The 15,653-nt window shown below is 69.8% G+C and carries 15 protein-coding genes; 4 read left to right on the plus strand and 11 right to left on the minus strand.

Annotated features, from left to right (window positions below; genetic code table 11):
• Nucleotides 1-49: 49 nt before the first annotated feature.
• Genes ACZ5BU_RS13585 through paaA form a run of 6 tightly spaced genes read right to left on the minus strand, consistent with a single transcriptional unit; the run spans nucleotide 50 to nucleotide 4,186 of the window.
• The gene (locus ACZ5BU_RS13585) at nucleotides 50-658 is read right to left on the minus strand and encodes a hypothetical protein (RefSeq protein WP_465698606.1); all 609 of its coding nucleotides are present in this window, start codon (nucleotides 656-658) and stop codon (nucleotides 50-52) included.
• Between the two features lie 26 nt (nucleotides 659-684).
• On the minus strand, nucleotides 685-1,770 hold the full coding sequence (paaE, locus tag ACZ5BU_RS13590; protein ID WP_465698608.1) for a 1,2-phenylacetyl-CoA epoxidase subunit PaaE: 1,086 nt from the start codon (nucleotides 1,768-1,770) through the stop codon (nucleotides 685-687).
• Nucleotide 1,771: 1 nt separating this feature from the next.
• Complete coding sequence (gene paaD, locus ACZ5BU_RS13595) at nucleotides 1,772-2,257, minus strand: 1,2-phenylacetyl-CoA epoxidase subunit PaaD (RefSeq protein WP_465698609.1); 486 nt, start codon at nucleotides 2,255-2,257, stop codon at nucleotides 1,772-1,774.
• Complete coding sequence (gene paaC, locus ACZ5BU_RS13600) at nucleotides 2,251-2,985, minus strand: 1,2-phenylacetyl-CoA epoxidase subunit PaaC (RefSeq protein WP_465698611.1); 735 nt, start codon at nucleotides 2,983-2,985, stop codon at nucleotides 2,251-2,253. Before paaC ends, paaD begins: the two co-directional genes overlap by 7 nt.
• A complete protein-coding gene (gene paaB, locus ACZ5BU_RS13605) occupies nucleotides 2,982-3,263 on the minus strand; it encodes a 1,2-phenylacetyl-CoA epoxidase subunit PaaB (protein WP_465698613.1) in 282 nt (93 codons plus the stop codon). The genes paaC and paaB overlap by 4 nt, the downstream gene beginning before the upstream one ends.
• Nucleotides 3,260-4,186, minus strand: coding sequence for a 1,2-phenylacetyl-CoA epoxidase subunit PaaA (gene paaA, locus ACZ5BU_RS13610; RefSeq protein ID WP_465698615.1), 927 nt, complete (start codon nucleotides 4,184-4,186; stop codon nucleotides 3,260-3,262). Before paaA ends, paaB begins: the two co-directional genes overlap by 4 nt.
• 162 nt (nucleotides 4,187-4,348) lie before the next feature.
• Between paaA and ACZ5BU_RS13615 the strand changes: the two genes are divergently transcribed.
• The gene (locus ACZ5BU_RS13615; RefSeq protein WP_465698617.1) at nucleotides 4,349-5,533 is read left to right on the plus strand and encodes a DUF418 domain-containing protein; all 1,185 of its coding nucleotides are present in this window, start codon (nucleotides 4,349-4,351) and stop codon (nucleotides 5,531-5,533) included.
• 18 nt (nucleotides 5,534-5,551) lie between these two features.
• Nucleotides 5,552-6,154, plus strand: a complete 603-nt coding sequence (locus tag ACZ5BU_RS13620) for a GNAT family N-acetyltransferase (RefSeq protein ID WP_465698619.1) — start codon at nucleotides 5,552-5,554, stop codon at nucleotides 6,152-6,154.
• Between the two features lie 9 nt (nucleotides 6,155-6,163).
• On the opposite strand, the gene ACZ5BU_RS13625 is transcribed toward ACZ5BU_RS13620, so the two are convergent.
• On the minus strand, nucleotides 6,164-6,748 hold the full coding sequence (locus tag ACZ5BU_RS13625) for a TetR/AcrR family transcriptional regulator (protein WP_465698621.1): 585 nt from the start codon (nucleotides 6,746-6,748) through the stop codon (nucleotides 6,164-6,166).
• An 85-nt stretch (nucleotides 6,749-6,833) separates the two neighbouring features.
• Between ACZ5BU_RS13625 and ACZ5BU_RS13630 the strand changes: the two genes are divergently transcribed.
• Together ACZ5BU_RS13630 and ACZ5BU_RS13635 are read left to right on the plus strand one after the other, a co-directional pair.
• The gene (locus tag ACZ5BU_RS13630) at nucleotides 6,834-7,904 is read left to right on the plus strand and encodes a Gfo/Idh/MocA family protein (protein WP_465698623.1); all 1,071 of its coding nucleotides are present in this window, start codon (nucleotides 6,834-6,836) and stop codon (nucleotides 7,902-7,904) included.
• 44 nt (nucleotides 7,905-7,948) lie between these two features.
• Nucleotides 7,949-9,658, plus strand: a complete 1,710-nt coding sequence (locus ACZ5BU_RS13635; protein WP_465698625.1) for an alpha/beta hydrolase — start codon at nucleotides 7,949-7,951, stop codon at nucleotides 9,656-9,658.
• Between the two features lie 367 nt (nucleotides 9,659-10,025).
• On the opposite strand, the gene ACZ5BU_RS13640 is transcribed toward ACZ5BU_RS13635, so the two are convergent.
• The 4 genes from ACZ5BU_RS13640 to ACZ5BU_RS13655 form a co-directional block, all read right to left on the minus strand.
• Nucleotides 10,026-12,488 carry an ATP-binding protein gene (locus tag ACZ5BU_RS13640; protein WP_465698627.1) on the minus strand — a complete coding sequence of 821 codons (2,463 nt, stop codon included), beginning with the start codon at nucleotides 12,486-12,488 and terminating at the stop codon, nucleotides 10,026-10,028.
• A gap of 103 nt (nucleotides 12,489-12,591) precedes the next feature.
• Nucleotides 12,592-13,035: a hypothetical protein gene (locus tag ACZ5BU_RS13645; RefSeq protein WP_465698629.1), complete on the minus strand. Its 444-nt coding sequence runs from the start codon at nucleotides 13,033-13,035 to the stop codon at nucleotides 12,592-12,594.
• Nucleotide 13,036: 1 nt separating this feature from the next.
• Nucleotides 13,037-13,783 carry a 4-hydroxy-tetrahydrodipicolinate reductase gene (dapB, locus tag ACZ5BU_RS13650; RefSeq protein ID WP_465698631.1) on the minus strand — a complete coding sequence of 249 codons (747 nt, stop codon included), beginning with the start codon at nucleotides 13,781-13,783 and terminating at the stop codon, nucleotides 13,037-13,039.
• A 37-nt stretch (nucleotides 13,784-13,820) separates the two neighbouring features.
• A complete protein-coding gene (locus tag ACZ5BU_RS13655; RefSeq protein WP_465698633.1) occupies nucleotides 13,821-15,632 on the minus strand; it encodes a hypothetical protein in 1,812 nt (603 codons plus the stop codon).
• Nucleotides 15,633-15,653: the final 21 nt, after the last annotated feature.

Below are 15,653 nucleotides of genomic sequence, written 5' to 3' on the forward strand. Positions count from 1 at the left end.
GCGGCGGTGTGCAGGGCGCCGACTGCGAGGCGCGGGGCGGCAGCTGCCGTCAGCCTCGGGCGGGTGGTTGGCGGCGATCGTTGGTTCGATCGACTGGTCGTGCGGTGGTCGTGGCAGCGGTGGGTGACTCGGTGGTGGACTCGGGTTGAGGGCGGGGGCCGGCTGGGGTCAGGCCGGCGCCGGCGCCCCGCTCGATTTGTTCCATGTGGACGAAGCGGACGCGGTTGATGGCGCCACCCAGGACGAGACCCGCTTGGCCGCCTGCAGTGTGGGCCAGGCTCTCGTACTGGCCACGGAGCAGGCGGTCCGCGGCTTTGCCGGCCAATTGACCTAGGCGGCCGTCGGAGGCTTCCACGGTCAGCTTGCCGTCGAGCGACTTGGCGGCGGCCAGGGCGGCCTGCTGGGCGGCCGCGGACCACTCCTCCGCCGGCAGGGCGTCGAAGTGACGGCTCGAGTTCATGCGAGCCTCGATGACCGTCTGCAGACGTTCGCCCGGTGCCGCGGCGGACATTTGCTCCGCCATCTCGGCCGCCGACCGGTCAGCCGGGCGGAACTCCTCGGCGATCGCGTGGAGGAAGGCAGGGCGCAGCGTCTCCTCGACCTTCGCGATGAACTCGCGGTCCGCCGGCGAGATCGGCTGTGGCGCACGAATGGTCATGCGGTTGAGTGAACCAGTCCGCGGGGTCAGGCGTCGTAGTCCAGGGTGACGGTGGGTGTGGTCGGGTGCGACTGGCAGGTGAGGACGTAGCCGGCTCGGATTTCGTCCGGCTCCAGGGCCCAGTTGGTGTCCATGCGGACGGTGCCTTCGAGGAGCTTGGCGCGGCAGGTGCCGCAGACGCCGCCTTTGCAGGCGAAGGGGGCGTCGGAGCGTACGGCCAGGGTCGCGTCCAGTACCGCCTTCGAGTGCTCGCCGAGTGCGAACGTCGAGCGTCGGCCGTCCAGGATCACCGTCACCTGGGCCGCGTCCTCGTCGACGGCGGCCTCCTCGACCGGGGCCTTCGGGGCCTCGTCGCCGACGTGGAAGAGTTCGGCGTGCACGTGTTCGCGCGGGACACCTTCGGTCAGCAACAGGTCCTGCGTGCCGACGACCATCGCGTACGGGCCGCACAGGAACCACTCGTCCACCGAGTCGAGCGGGAGGATCGTCGCAAACATCCGCCCCAGCCGGTCGTTGTCGATCCGCCCGTTGAACAGCTCCACCTCGGTCGACTCGCGCGACAACACATGGACGAGGTGGAACCGCTCGGCGTACCGGTCCTTCAGGTCGGCGAGCTCGTCCGCGAACATCACCGAGCCCGCGGTCCGGTTGCCGTACAGCAACGTGACCCGGCTCTCCGGCTCGACCGACAGGATCGTCGCGACCAGCGACAGCACCGGCGTGATTCCGCTGCCCGCGGCAACGAACGCGTAGTGCTTCGCGTTCGCGGCGTCGAGCGTCGTACCGAACCGGCCGAGCGGGGTCATCACCTCGAGTTCGTCGCCGACCTTCAGGTCGTGGGCGGCGTACGCCGAGAACTCGCCGCCGGGGATCCGCTTGACACCGATCCGCAGTACGCCGGACCCGGCCGGCGAGCAGATCGAGTAGCTGCGGCGGACGTCTTCTCCGGTACGGCGGATCGTCAGGTGCTGGCCGGCCGCGAACTCGTACTCGTCCGTCAGGTCGGGTGGGACGGTGAAGGTGATCGCGACGGCGTCGTCGGTGATGGCGTCGATCGCGGCGACCTTCAACGGGTGAAAGGTGGCGCGGCGTCTCGGGGCGATAGTCGTCATCTCAGATCGCCTTGAAGTGGTCGAAGGGTTCTCTGCAGTCGTTGCAGCGCCACAAACTCTTGCAGGAGGTGGAGCCGAAGTGGCTGAGCTCTGTTGTGTTCGGGGATCCACACAAGGGGCACCGAACGCTCAACTGCAGCAGGACCGGGCTGTTGGATCGGGACTGGTGTGACGTCGGGGGTGGGGCGATTCCGTAAGCAGTTAGTTTGGCTTTGCCGGAGTCGGTCATCCAGTCGGTCGTCCAGGGCGGGGACAGGACTGTCTCGACTCGGCCGTCCACGTTCAACGACCGGAGCGTCAGTTCTACCTCGTGGCGGATCAGGTCCATGGCGGGACAGCCGGAGTACGTCGGGGTGATCGTCACGATCACTTCCTCGCCTTCGTGCCGGACGCCACGCAGTACACCGAGATCCGCGATCGTCAGCACCGGGACCTCGGGGTCGGTGACCTCGCCGACTGCTTCGAGGATCGCTTCGTCGGTCACCATGTCGCACCTGGGTGGGATCTGGCGATGTGCTGGAGTTCGGCGAGGAGGTAGCCCAGGTGTTCGGTGTGCTCACCTTTGCGGCCGCCGGTGTGCTGGTACGTGGACGAAGGTCGCTCGCAGGTCGACTCGTCAACAATGCCTAATACTCTGTTGAGCCATTCGTCGTGCAAGCCGGCCGGGTCGACAGCAACCGGCAGGCGCTGAACCAACGGGTCCGACTCGAACATCTCGCCTGTGTACGGCCAGAGTGCGTCCAGGGCTGCCTGCATGCGGCGGTGACTTTCTTCGGTGCCGTCGCCCAGGCGCAGGACCCACTGGGTCGCGTGGTCGACGTGGTACGCGACCTCCTTGACCGCCTTTCCCGCCACCCCGGCCAGGGTCTCGTCGGCGCTCGACCGGAGTTCGTCGTACAGCAGATGCTGGTACGTCGCGAAGTACAGCAACCGCGCCATCGCGAACGCGAAGTCGCCGTTCGGGAGCTCGCACAGCTGGAGGTTGCGGAAGTCGCGCTCGTCGCGGAAGTACGCGAGGTCGTCCTCGGTACGTCCGTCCAGCGACCCGGCGTACTGCAGCAACGACCGGGCCTGCCCCAGCTGGTCCAGCCCGATGTTGCCGAGGGCAACGTCCTCCTCGAGCTGCGGCGCCGCCGCGATCCACTCGCCGGTGCGCTGCGCCGCGATCAGCGCGTCGTCGCCGAGCCGGAGTGCATACTCGAACAGATCCTTCACAGGTGCTCGACACCTTCCGGAACCTCGTAGAAGGTCGGGTGCCGGTACACCTTGTCCCCGGCCGGGTCGAAGAACTCGTCCTTCTCGTCCGGCGAGGTCGCGGTGATGTCGGACGAGAGCACCACCCAGATCGACACGCCTTCCTGGCGCCGGGTGTACACGTCCCGCGCGTTCCGCAACGCCATCGTCGCGTCGGCGGCGTGCAGGCTACCGACGTGCGTGTGCGACAGCCCGCGCCGCGACCGCACGAACACCTCCCACAACGGCTCGACACTCATGCGGCCGCCTCCTTGCGAGCAGTCTGCTTCGCCGCATACGCAGCCGCGGCCTCACGTACCCAGGCACCGTCCTCGTGCGCCTCGACCCGCTTCGCGAGCCGCTGCTGGTTGCACGGACCGTTGCCCTTGACAACTTCGTACAGCTCCGCGTAGTCCGGCTCGGTGAACCGGTAATGCCCGGTCGACGAGTCGTACGACAGACCGTCGTCCGGCACCCGGATCCCGAGGACGTCGGCCTGCGGAACGGTCATGTCGACGAACCGCTGCCGCAGCTCGTCGTTGCTGTGCCGCTTGATCCCCCACGCCATCGACTGCTCCGAATGCGTGGACGCCGAGTCCGGCGGACCGAACATCATCAGCGACGGCCACCACCAGCGGTTCAGCGCGTCCTGCGCCATCGCCTTCTGCGCGGGCGTGCCGTTGCACAGCGTGTGCAGGATCTCGAACCCCTGCCGCTGGTGGAACGACTCCTCCTTGCAGACCCGCACCATCGCCCGCGCGTACGGCCCGTACGAGCACCGGCACAGCGGCACCTGGTTGACGATCGCGGCGCCGTCGACGAGCCAGCCGATCGCGCCGATGTCGGCCCAGGTCAGCGTCGGGTAGTTGAAGATGCTGGAGTACTTCTGCTTCCCGCTGTGCAGCAGATCGAGCAGGTCGGCGCGATCGACACCGAGGGTCTCGGCGGCGGCGTACAGGTAGAGACCGTGGCCGGCCTCGTCCTGAACCTTGGCCATCAGGATCGCCTTGCGGCGCAGCGACGGCGCGCGACCGATCCAGTTGCCCTCCGGCTGCATGCCGATGATCTCGGAGTGCGCGTGCTGCGCGATCTGCCGGATCAGGGTCTTGCGGTACCCCTCGGGCATCGCGTCCCGCGGCTCGATCCGGCCGTCGGCGTCGATCGTCGCCTGGAAGCTGTCCATGGGCACAGCATATGTGACACTTTTTCCCAGAATCAACAACAGGTGTCACAAAGGTGGTGCTGAGCCCACCCTCGAAGTGGGCTTGACGCACTGGGGAGCCGGGCCGCCCGAATCCAGGATGGAGTCATCCGTTCAAGGGCTGAACAGTTTCCGGAGGATCTCGTGACCACCACTCTGAACCCGACGACCGACCACCGAGGTCCCGTCACCGGCCGCGAGCGAGCGCTCGCGCCGGACCTGATCCGCGGTGCGATGCTGCTGCTGATCGGCCTCGCGAACAGCGCGAACTTCGCGTTCGCCGGCCAGCCCGGCGCGGAGAGCGCGCCGCACGGCTTCGAACGCGTCCTGAACTTCCTCAAGCTCACCTTCGTCGATGCCCGCGCGTACCCGGTGTTCGCGGTGATGTTCGGCTACGGCCTCGTCCAGCTGGCCCGGCGACAGCAGTCGGCCGGCGCCACCCCCGGCGCCGTACGGCGGATCCTGGTCAAGCGCAACGCCTGGCTGATCGCGTTCGGCCTCGCGCACGCGACACTGCTGTACTTCGGCGACTTCCTCGGCGCGTACGGCGTCGTCGGGATCGTCTGCACGCTCGTACTGCTCAACCGGGGCGACAAGTTCCACCGGATCGTGGTGGCCCTCTGGGCGTTCATGGCCCTCGAGGTCCTCTTCTTCGCCGCCAAGGGCGCCCTCGCGATCGTGAACAGCGAAGGCCCCGCACACGCGCTGACGAACTCCCCGAACCCGTCCTTGGCCGCGACGTCGTACCTGGGCAGCCTGGTCGGTCGGCTGCACGAGTACCCGCTGCACCTGGCCAGCGTGCTGCCGTTCATCATGATCGTCTGGCTCGGTATCTGGGCTGCCCGCAAGCAACTCCTGGAGAACCCGGCCGCACACAAGACCCTGCTGTCCCGCGTCGCGGCTGTCTGCCTCGGCATCACGTTCGCCGGTGGCGTACCGCTCGCACTGGTCGGCGCCGGCTGGCTGCACGTCGACCAGGCCGCGGTGGATTCGCTGGACCTGCTGTCGAAGGTGAGCGGGATGTTCGGCGGACCCGGGTATGTCGCTCTGTTCGGTCTGCTCGTGGCGCGGATCGGGAAGCAGTCGCTGCCGGTCCGGGCGATCTCCGCGCTCGGTCAGCGGTCGCTGTCGGGGTACCTGTTCCAGTCGGTGGCCTGGATGGCGCTGCTGGCTCCGTTCACGCTGCACCTGCGGTTCGGGAGTACGGCGTACACCGCGGCGCTGGTCGCGATCGGTGTCTGGGTGACGTCGGTGGTCGCGGCGTACGCGATGAGCCGGCGCTCGTACCGCGGACCGGCCGAGACCCTGCTGCGCCGGCTCGTGTACTGACTTGGGAGGATTGCCGTCATGAGTGACTTCGGCGTACCGGAACCCGCCAACCTCTCGGACCTGTCGGCTGAATCCCCGGTGGCCGAGACGAGCGTCCGGCTCGCGCTGCCGGCGGAGGCGGACGAGATCGGCGAGATCCAGGTGGCGGCCTGGCGGGCGTCGTACGCCGGGCTGCTGCCGGAGGAGGTCCTCGCGGAGCTGAACCCGGCGCAGTTCGCGGCCCAGTGGCGGGCCGCACTCCTCGCCCCGGGCGAGGCGCGGAACCGGGTGATGGTCGCGCTGGCCGGCCGTACGCTGGTCGGCTTCGCGGCCATCACCCCGTCGGACGACCCGGACGCCGACCAGCAGCGGGACGCGTTGATGGCGGAGCTGGCCGTGAGCCCGGAGGCCACCCGCGCCGGCCACGGCTCCCGGCTGCTGAACGCGGTCGTCGACACGGTTCGCGCCGACGGCTTCAGCCGGGTGACCGTCTGGGTGAACTCCACCGACGACGTACTGCGGGCCTTCTACACCGAGGCCGGCTGGGCCCCCGACGGCGCCCACCGCGAGCTCGACCTGTACGGCGACGAGTCCGTCCGGATCAAGCAGATCCGCCTGCACACCGATCCCGGTACGGAGTAGACCGGCCGGTCAGGACGCGCGGATCCCCTCCAGCACGATCCGCAGCGTCGTACGCCACTGCGTCCGGCCGGCGGTCATCCCCAGCGTCCGCGTCTGCGGCACGATCCCGGCCAGCGCGAAGGCGATGTCGCGGTAGGTCAGTCCGGTCCGGAGTACGCCGGCCGACTGCAGGCGTCGCACCAGCGCGCGGAACTCCTTGCCGAACTCGTCGATCCGATCGGCCAGCGCGAGCCCACCCGCACCGCCGAGGGCCTCGTTCAGTCCGCAACTGGTGGCGCGGAGCCGGACGTAGTCAGCGGCGAAGGCCGCGAACGCCGGCCACGGGTCCTCGGCGACTCGCGCGGCCCGGGCCAGTTCGGTCATCTCGTCGATCGCACCGGCGAGAACGGCCTCCAGCAGCGCCTCCCGGGAGGGGACCCGGCGGTAGAAGGTACCGATGCCGACGCCCGCCCGCCGGGCGATCTCGTGCGCGGTCACCGCCGTACCGACCTCGTCCACCGCGGTCCGGGCGGCCGCCACCAGCCGCTCGACGTTCCGCCGGGCGTCCGCCCGCGGCACCGGTCCGGCGAGCAACCGGTCCACCGTGCTGTCCATCCCCCGAGTTTAACCGGACCACTGGCGTCCGGTTAGGCTGGAGGCGGAAACGGACTTCAGAGGTCCGTTTAGAGTGGAGGCGGAGATGCGGGTCGGGATCATCGGAGCGAGTCCGGAACGCGGCTGGGCGCTGCGCGCGCACGTCCCCGCCCTGAAGGCCCTCGCGGACTTCGAACTGGTTGCCGTTGGCACCAGTCGGGAGGATTCGGCACGACAGGCAGCTGAGGTGTTCGGAGTGCCCCATGCGTTCACCAGCGCGGCCGAGCTCGCGCGGCATCCGGACGTCGACCTCGTCGTGGTGACGGTCAAGGTGTCCGGCCATGCGGAGCTGGTGCGGGCCGCGATCGCGGCCGGCAAGGACGTGTACTGCGAGTGGCCGCTGGCCTTGTCCGTTGCCGAGGCGGTCGAGCTGGAGCAGGACGCGAAGCGCGCCGGCGTACGTACGTTCACCGGTCTGCAGGGCCGCTTCTCCCCCGGCGCCGAGTTCGCCCGCAGCCAGGTGCGGGCCGGCGCGGTCGGCCGGATCACCTCCGTACACCTGCACAGTTCCCGGTCGAAGGGATCGACGCTCGCGGTACCGGGCTGGACGGCCTACACGTATTCCGCCACGTCCGGCGCCGGCATGGTCGAGGTGCTCGGCGGGCACGCCCTGGATCTGGCGGAGTACGCCACCGAGCCGATCGGCCGGCTGCTCGGACGGCCGGCGATCCGGCATCCGGAGCACGTGATCGCGGAGACCGGCGTACCGATCGACGTCACCGCTCCCGACACGCTGGACGTGACCGGTGAACTGGCCCGCGGGGCGGCGTTCTCCGCCCACCTCCACGACGGCGAACCCGGCATCCCCGGAACCCGGCTCGAAATCACCGGCACCGGCGGCACCCTGACCCTGGAGTCCGCACCGGAGGACAACCCGTGGGCGGCGCAACTCCAGATCTCCGAGTTCACCGTACGGCGCGACGGCGTGCTGCTCGACATTCCGGAGCACTACCGGACCACGCCCGGTCTGGCGCTCGAGCCGGCGAGCGTTGCCCGTCTGTACCAACGGATCGCGAGCAACCCCGGCGACGTCCCCACGTTCGGTACCGCCGTACGGCTGCATCGTCTGATCGGCGACTGGCCGGGGGTGGTGTTCGACGAGGCCCAGCAGGCATGACAGATTGTCACGGTCCGATCACGTAGAGGTCCGCTGGAGTCTGCATGAAGTACGTCGCCCTGGCCGTCGGCCTGGGGCTCTCCGCTGCTGTTGTCCTGGTCGTCCCGGGTTCCGGGGCGACCGCGTCGATGCAATCCCCGACCGCCCTCGACGGGCCGCACCGGGTCGCGTCGAAGTACCTGAAGCAGAGACCCCGGTGGACCAAGTGCGGTGACGAAGAGCTCCGTACGTACTGCGCGAAGATCACCGTCCCGCGCGACTGGGCGAACCAGTACTCGGGGAACGACCTGCAGATCGCGGTCAGCAAGGTCGCGCCGGCGAAGGGCACGCCGAGCCGGGTCGTCTTCGGCAACCCGGGCGGTCCGGGCGGCGCCGGGCTCGGCATGGCGCCGTACCTCGCGAGCCAGGCGCCGCTGGCCAAGGACTTCCTCGCGGTCGGGTTCGACCCGCGCGGCACCGGCGGCAGTACGAACGTCAGCTGTGACGGCGCACCCGGCTACACGATGGACGCGCGCGACCGCGATCCCGGGACGCGCGACCTGATCGCCGAGGCGTCCGAGCTGGCCCAGCCGTACTGCGACCGGCAGTCCCGCGGCCTGATGCCGTACATCACCACCGCGCAGACGGTGCAGGACATGGACCTGATCCGGCAACTGCTCGGCTACGACAAGATCGACTACGTCGGGTATTCCGGCGGCACCTGGCTCGGGGCGTACTACCAGACGTACTTCCCGGCGCACGTCGGCCGGTTCGTGCTCGACTCGAACGCCGACTTCACCGGGACCTGGCTGGACACGTTCGCCGCGCAGCCGCAGGCGTTCGAGCGCCGGTTCCGGGAGGACTTCGCGCCCTGGGTGGCGAAGTACGACGACCAACTGCGGCTCGGGTCGACGCCCGGCACCGTCGTCCGCGGGTACGAACGGTTACGGCGCAGCCTCGAGGCGCAGCCCGCGACCGAGGAGTTCCTGGAGGGCGCGGTCAAGGTGACGTACGACGAGAACGCCCTCGACCAGATGGTCACCGGCGATATGTACTCGAAGCTCGACTTCCATTCCCTGGCCTCCGATCTGCGCTTTCTGCAGGACCTTTCCGCAGCCCAGGCAAAAGGCGGACCGCGGGCCGCGCAACGCCGTGTCGACGCACTCCCGGCGGCGCGCCAGCAGCAGCTCGTCGCCCGCGCCCACCGGGCACCGATCGGCCTGCGGATGCTCGGCGAGGACAACTCCGACGACGACTCCGAGGACGCCACGTTCACCGCGATCACCTGCAACGACACCCCGTGGCCGCAAGGTCGCGAGTACGGCGAACAGCTCGCCGCGCGGCTCGGCCCGCACTACCCGCTGGTCGGCTGGACGATGACCGAGAACCCGTGCTTCTACTGGAACCGCCAGAACCTGACCATGCCGACGCCGACAGGCAAGGGATTGCCCACAACGCTGATGGTGCAGTCCGTGCACGACCCGGCGACGAACTACGGCCTCGCGGTCGAGGCCCACACGCAGTACGCCGGTTCGCGGCTGCTGACCGTCACCGGCGAAGGCGACCACGGCGTGTACGGCGGCGTGAACAAGTGCGCGGACCGGATCGTCAACACGTTCCTCACCACCGGCGTCGCGCCGGCGAAGGACGCGAGTTGCAAGGGTGAGGGCATCCCGGCACCGGGCCCGGACGTCCCCGGCCTGGGCGAAACAGCTGGTGCCCCTTTACAGAAGATTGCCGGATTCACGAAAGCCGTTTCCGGATATCTGCCGTAACGAGCGTTCGGCATTTCACCGGAATTCGCTGACACACCGGTGGTTCCCGGTCACGATCGGCGAATTCCGGTCCGTACTTTCGTTGTCAAGGCAGAGTTGTCAGGGCGATGTCAGGGTTGCGTCCCTGTGCCACGCAGCGTGATGACGGCACCCTGGATGTCAGCGCGGAGGAACCGGGCGTCGACTGGGAGGGCTCGACGACGGCCTACGCCGGACGTGGCTTCGGCCGGCTGTGATGGGTGGGGGGACTGCCTGGGGGGTCAGACAGGACACAGCCGGCCGGGTCCACGTATTCGGGATCCGCGCCCTCAGATCCCTCGCGGGGCACCGTCGATCCCCCAGGTCGTGGTGTCTCGCGAGGCACCAGTCAGAGCGGATCGCGGGTGAGATCCGGCTCCGGTGGATAACCGTCCGCGACGGCCGCCAGCGGTGCGGCCCGCCCGGCCGACCAAGCGGCCCGGAAGGCCCGCCGGTCGAGCGCCGCCCGAACCGCGGTCAGCGTCGCCTCGCGGTCGGCCTGTTCGATCCGCGGCACCGGCGCCCGGATCACCTCCCGGACTTCGTCGGCGGCCCCGAGCAGGAACGCTGCGTACTCGCTCCGGCCCCGCTGCTGCGCAACCGCGGCGAGCTCCTCGAGCACACTGGCCGACCGCCACCGATCGCCGAGATCCCGATGCTCCGCGAGGCTCTCGTCCAGCAGGTGTACGGCGCGCTCGGTCACCCCGCGCCGGCGTTCGACGATGCCGAGCTGGTTCAGCGACCAGGCGACCCCTTCGCGGTACCCGAGCCGCTGGGACAGCGCGAGGCTCTCCTGCAGCAGTTCCTCCGCCTGGTCGAGCTCACCGTCGTACTGCGCGATCGTGCCCAGGCTGATCAGTGCCCAGGCGAGTCCCTCGCCGTCGCCGACCACCCGGAAGCTGTCCCGCGCCCGGCGGCAGCGGCGCGCACCGAGCTCGAGGTCGCCGCGCAACCAGGCGACGAAGCCGAGATGGTTGTGCGCCCAGGCCATCCCGGAGCGGTCGCCGAGGCTCTCGTACAGGTCGTAGCTCTCGCAGTGCAGGTCCTCGGCCGCAACGTAGTCCCCGCGTTCGCGCGCCACTCCCCCGAGCCGCTGCAGCACCAGCGCCGTACCGGCCTTGTCCTCGAGCGCCTTGTACTGGCTCAGCGCCGTCTGCAGCCGATCCGTGGCGGCGTCGTACTCGCACTGCAGGAACGCGAGCGTGCCGGCGCCGAGGTTCGCCTTCGCGCGGGCCGGTGCGAGCTCGGCCGGCGCCGACTCGCCCAGCTGCAGGGCCCGCTCCAGCCACTGGCTTCCCTCGGCGTAGTGACCGCGCAGATAGCAGAACAGCCACAGCGCGCCGGCCAGCCGCAACGCCTCCGCGGCTGCGTTCGTCCGCAGCGACCAGGCGATCGCGACGCGGAGGTTGGCCAGCTCGACCTCGAGCCGGTTCAGCCAGTCCGCCTGCTCGGGTCCGCGCAGATACCCCTCGGCTTCCTCGGCCAGGCTCAGGTAATACCGCGCGTGCCGCTCGGCCGCGGCCTCCGCCCCGCCCAAGGCCTGCAGGCGGTCGGCGGCGAACTCGCGGATCACGGCGAGCATGTAGTACCGCGCGACTCCGCCGCGGCGGACGACCTTGATCAGCGACTTGTCCGCGAGCCGGCCGATCAGGTCGAGACCTTCGACGCGGGACGTCACGCCGGACAGTACGCTCGCCGCGGCGCCGAGTGTCCAGCCGCCCGCGAACACCGACAGCTGCGCGAACATCTCCCGCTCGGGTGGGCTGAGGAGCGCGTGACTCCACTCGATCGCGCCGTACATCGACTGCTGCCGCGGCGACGCGGTCCGCGAGCCGCCGGCCAGGATGCCGAACGAGACCTCGAGTTCTCCTGCCAGCTCCTCGATCGTCATCACGTTCGTCCGCGCCGCGGCCAGTTCGATCGCCAGCGGCATGCCTTCGAGCCGGCGGACGACGCGCGCGACCTGGTCCAGCTGCCCGGTCGGGTCGTACCCGCGGGCGGTCGCCCGGTCGACGAACAGCCGCACCGCCTCCGACGCCTCCAGGTTGTCCTCGTCGTGCGGCAGGCTGAGCGCCGGTACGACGTACACGCTCTCGCCGTCCAGCCGCAGCAGCTCGCGGCTGGACGCGAGGATCGACAAGTTGGGGCAGTGCTCCAGCAGGGCGGCGCAGACCTCTCCGACCGTCGCCACCAGGTGCGAACAGTTGTCGAACGCCAGCAGCATCCCTCGCCCGCCGATCTGCTCGGCGATCTGCTCGACCTGCTGCGTCTGCAGGCCGAGCGACGCGGCCACTGTCGAGAGGACGTTCTCGGGGCTCGTCAGCGACGCGAGCGGAACCCAGCAGATACCGTCCGGGAAACTGTCCCGGACCTCGCCGATGATCGCCTGCATGAGCCGCGTCTTGCCGACGCCGCCCGGACCGGTGAGCGTGAGCAAACGAGTGATCTGCTGCCCCAGCAGGCGGGTGGTCGCGGTCAGCTCGGTGGTGCGCCCAATCAGCTCGCTGGTCGGCGCAGGCGGCGGTCGCAGCGGCAACCGGGCCGTGCCGGCCTCTTGACGGGCGGCCGCGGTGAGCAGCAGACGGTCGGGATCGCCGAGTCGTAGCGCGTCGGCGAGCAGACGCACCGTATGCGCCCGCGGCGCACGCCGGCGTCCCCGCTCCAACGCCGCGATCGCGTCGACGCTCAGACCGGCGAGCTCGGCCAGACCCTCCTGCGACAGCCCGGCCGCTCGCCGGTGCTTCCGCAGTAGCCCGCCGAATCCACCCCCCTGCGCGTCGTCGGCGCCGCGGCGAGACCCGTCTGACGGCACAGGACGGCCCCACCCAGTCTCCGACCCCTAGACGTGGCGGCTGCCACGTCTACTACCTGAAAATAGCCCTAACCACACCGGCTTGTCAGGCTTCGGGATGAACTCACGGGGTCGAATCGTGGTGCCCGATCGCCTTCCGCATCGCCGCGCGGGCCCGTTTCCGGTCCCCCGCGGCGTCGTACGCGGTCGACAGCCGGAACCACACCCGCCAGTCCTCGGGTGCCGCCTCCGCCTCCGCTCGGTACCGTCCGAACGCCTCGTCCGCGGCGGCCCGGTCGATCCGGCCGGACGGCCGCCGCGGCAGATCGTCGACCGGCAGCCCACCGGCCGCCTCAAGCTCCTTGGCCAGTACTTCGGTCCGCCGGCCGAACTGGATCTCCCGCCAGACCAGGTACGCACCGACGATCGGGATCACCAGGACGGCGAGCCCGAGGACGACCGAGACCGCCGTACCGACCTTGATCAGCAGGACGCCGCGGTAGCCGATCAGAGCGGCGTACGCGACGAACACGACCGCCAGCACGAAAGCGGTCTGCTTCGCTTTCATCTCAGCTGAGATCCATGAACTGCTCGAGCCCGACGGTCAGACCGGGCGCGGAGACGATCTTCCGGACGCCGAGCAGGACGCCGGCCATGAACGAGACCCGGGACATCGAGTCGTGCCGGATCGTCAGCGTCTCGCCCTCGTCGCCGAACAGCACCTCCTGGTGCGCGACCAGCCCCCGCAGCCGGACGCCGTGCACCCGGATCCCCTCGACGTCCGCGCCCCGGGCGCCGTCCAGGGCGGTCGTGGTCGCGTCCGGGATCGGCCCGCAACCGGCCACGCGGCGCGCGTCGGCGACGAGTTCCGCCGTACGGCGGGCCGTACCGGACGGGGCGTCGACCTTGTCGGGGTGGTGCAGCTCGATGATCTCGACGGACTCGTAGTACTTCGCTGCCTTGGTGGCGAACTGCATCATCAGCACCGCGCCGATGGAGAAGTTCGGGGCGATCAGGAGGCCGGTCGACGGCGACGTGGCGAGCTGCGCCTGCAGGGTGGCGAGCCGTTCGGCGTCGAAGCCGGTGGTGCCGACGACCGCGTGGATACCGTGCTCGATGCACCAGGCCAGGTTGTCCATCACGACCTCGGGCCGGGTGAAGTCGACCACGACCTCGGCACCGGCCTCGGTCAGCGCGTCCAGCGGGTCGCCCTGGTCGAGCTGCGCGACCAGCTCGCAGTCGGCGGCCTCCTCGACCGCGAGGCACGTCTGAGCGCCCATCCTGCCCTTGGCCCCCAGCACACCGACCTTGATCATGCGCACCCTTCCTCATCGGTTCGAAGCCACCAGGATCTCATCCGGCCGGCCGCTCAGTTTTGGGTACCCACACCTGCAGGCCGATCGTCTGTTGCGCCGGAGCCAGCTGCACGTACGCGGTACGGAAGTCCACGCCGCAGGTGCGGAGGGCGTTCACCTCGAGGTCCGAGATCTTCCGGTTGAGGATGATCAGCGGCAGCCGGTCCGGGCGGCGCTGCCGGCAGACCTCCTCGATCCCGGCGGCGGTCCGCTCGCGTTCCTTCGGCGCGATCCAGGCCTCGCCGAGCGGTCGCCCGCCGAGCATCAGCACCAGGCCGGCCATCTTGTCGAAGGCGAGCATCGGCCGGCCGGGCGGCTCGGTGTACGGCTTCAGGTCCGCGGCCAGGCGGCTGAAGTTCCGCTCCGCGGGTTCGGACAGGTACAGGCCCTGCAACGGCGGCACCGTCGAGGCAGCGGTCAGCTGGGAGTGTCCGACCGAGCGGTACGGGTAGTGGAACAGGCCGGTGTACGCGATCACCGACGTCGCGACGAGCGAGCCCCCCAGTACGGCGGCGAGCGTCAGCCGGGCCACGATCGGCGTGGCCCAGATACCGGTCAGTACGGCGATCATGACCGCGGCCCAGGCGGCGAACCCGTTGAAGCCGATCGTGTACAGCGGGGTGTTCGTCCCGAACGCCTGTACGAACGGCAGCAGTACGAGCAGCGCGAGGATCACCCAGGTCCGCAGGTTCTCGCGGCCCAGGCGCGAGCAGGGCGTCACTCCGATGCGGCCCGCGATCACGGCAACGGCCGCGGCCACGACTGCCACGAGTACGGCAGCCAGCAGGGTCTCGGCGTACATCGGGATGTGCTGTGACCCGCCCAGTGCACCGTCGCCGACGATCACGTGGCGTACCGACAGGATCAGGGCCACCAGCGCGAGGATCGCGGCCGCCAGCCGGAGCAGGCGCGGACGGGCGACGACGGCGACGGCGGTTGCGAGCAGCAGCAGGCCGTGTGCGACGAGTGTCCGGCCGAGCAGGCCGACGGTGCTCGACCAGTACAGGTGGAGCAACTCGGACGGCGTGTACGACGTACCGGCGATGAACTTGTTCACCTTGAGGATGCCCGGTAAGGCGACGTCCAGGTGGACCACGAACAGCTGGACGGCCAGCGCGGTGATGCCGATCCCGCCGAGGGCATAAAGGATGCCGCGGGCAACGGACCGCCAGGCCTGCCCGGCCAGGACGACGACCGCGGTGATCACGATCAGCCCGATCACCACGACCGAGGTCCACTTGGCGAGCAGCATCACGCCGATCACCAGGCCGAAGACTACGAAGATCCAGAACGGTACCGGCGTACCGCGATCGACCGCGGCGGCCATCCACAACACGCACGACACCAGCGTCAGCGCGCCGAGCAGGACGACGTCGTTGTACCCGGGCGACTGCGGCAGCCACGCGTAACACATCCCGCCCGCTGCGAGAACGACCCCCGTACCGGCGATCTCCCACAGCCGTGTCGGCGGCGCCGCGGGCCGCCGGCCGCGTAGCCAGCGCATGAAGCTGTACCCGAAGAGCAGGTGGACGGCGACCACCGTGAACAACCGGAAGAACCGGAGCTTGACGATGTCGTACCCGAGCCACTCGAAGATCGGGCCGTAGATGTACTGCACACCGGTCAGCGCCAGCGGATTGCTGTCCCACCAGCGGTACGAGAGCAGGTAGTAGCCCTCGTCGGTGATGTCGAACCCCTCGTTGGCGGCCCGGCCCGCGGTCAGGATCCACCACCCGGCCAGGGCGCCGGCCACGACGGTCACCCCGGCGAGCAGCACGACCCGCCTGCCCGCCGAGGAAACCGTAGCCACGGCCGCCACCCTAGGCCATCG

The sequence above is a fragment of the Kribbella sp. NPDC031520 genome, from assembly GCF_055580825.1.

What these genes read in the sequence shown, in the direction of transcription:
- paaB (WP_465698613.1), bottom strand. Translation starts at nt 3,263, where the DNA reads ATGAGTGTCGAGCCGTTGTGGGAGGTGTTCGTGCGGTCGCGGCGCGGG.
- ACZ5BU_RS13630 (WP_465698623.1), top strand. Translation starts at nt 6,834, where the DNA reads ATGCGGGTCGGGATCATCGGAGCGAGTCCGGAACGCGGCTGGGCGCTG.
- paaA (WP_465698615.1), bottom strand. Translation starts at nt 4,186, where the DNA reads ATGGACAGCTTCCAGGCGACGATCGACGCCGACGGCCGGATCGAGCCG.
- dapB (WP_465698631.1), bottom strand. Translation starts at nt 13,783, where the DNA reads ATGATCAAGGTCGGTGTGCTGGGGGCCAAGGGCAGGATGGGCGCTCAG.
- ACZ5BU_RS13620 (WP_465698619.1), top strand. Translation starts at nt 5,552, where the DNA reads ATGAGTGACTTCGGCGTACCGGAACCCGCCAACCTCTCGGACCTGTCG.
- ACZ5BU_RS13635 (WP_465698625.1), top strand. Translation starts at nt 7,949, where the DNA reads ATGAAGTACGTCGCCCTGGCCGTCGGCCTGGGGCTCTCCGCTGCTGTT.
- ACZ5BU_RS13625 (WP_465698621.1), bottom strand. Translation starts at nt 6,748, where the DNA reads ATGGACAGCACGGTGGACCGGTTGCTCGCCGGACCGGTGCCGCGGGCG.
- ACZ5BU_RS13645 (WP_465698629.1), bottom strand. Translation starts at nt 13,035, where the DNA reads ATGAAAGCGAAGCAGACCGCTTTCGTGCTGGCGGTCGTGTTCGTCGCG.
- paaD (WP_465698609.1), bottom strand. Translation starts at nt 2,257, where the DNA reads ATGGTGACCGACGAAGCGATCCTCGAAGCAGTCGGCGAGGTCACCGAC.
- ACZ5BU_RS13585 (WP_465698606.1), bottom strand. Translation starts at nt 658, where the DNA reads ATGACCATTCGTGCGCCACAGCCGATCTCGCCGGCGGACCGCGAGTTC.
- paaE (WP_465698608.1), bottom strand. Translation starts at nt 1,770, where the DNA reads ATGACGACTATCGCCCCGAGACGCCGCGCCACCTTTCACCCGTTGAAG.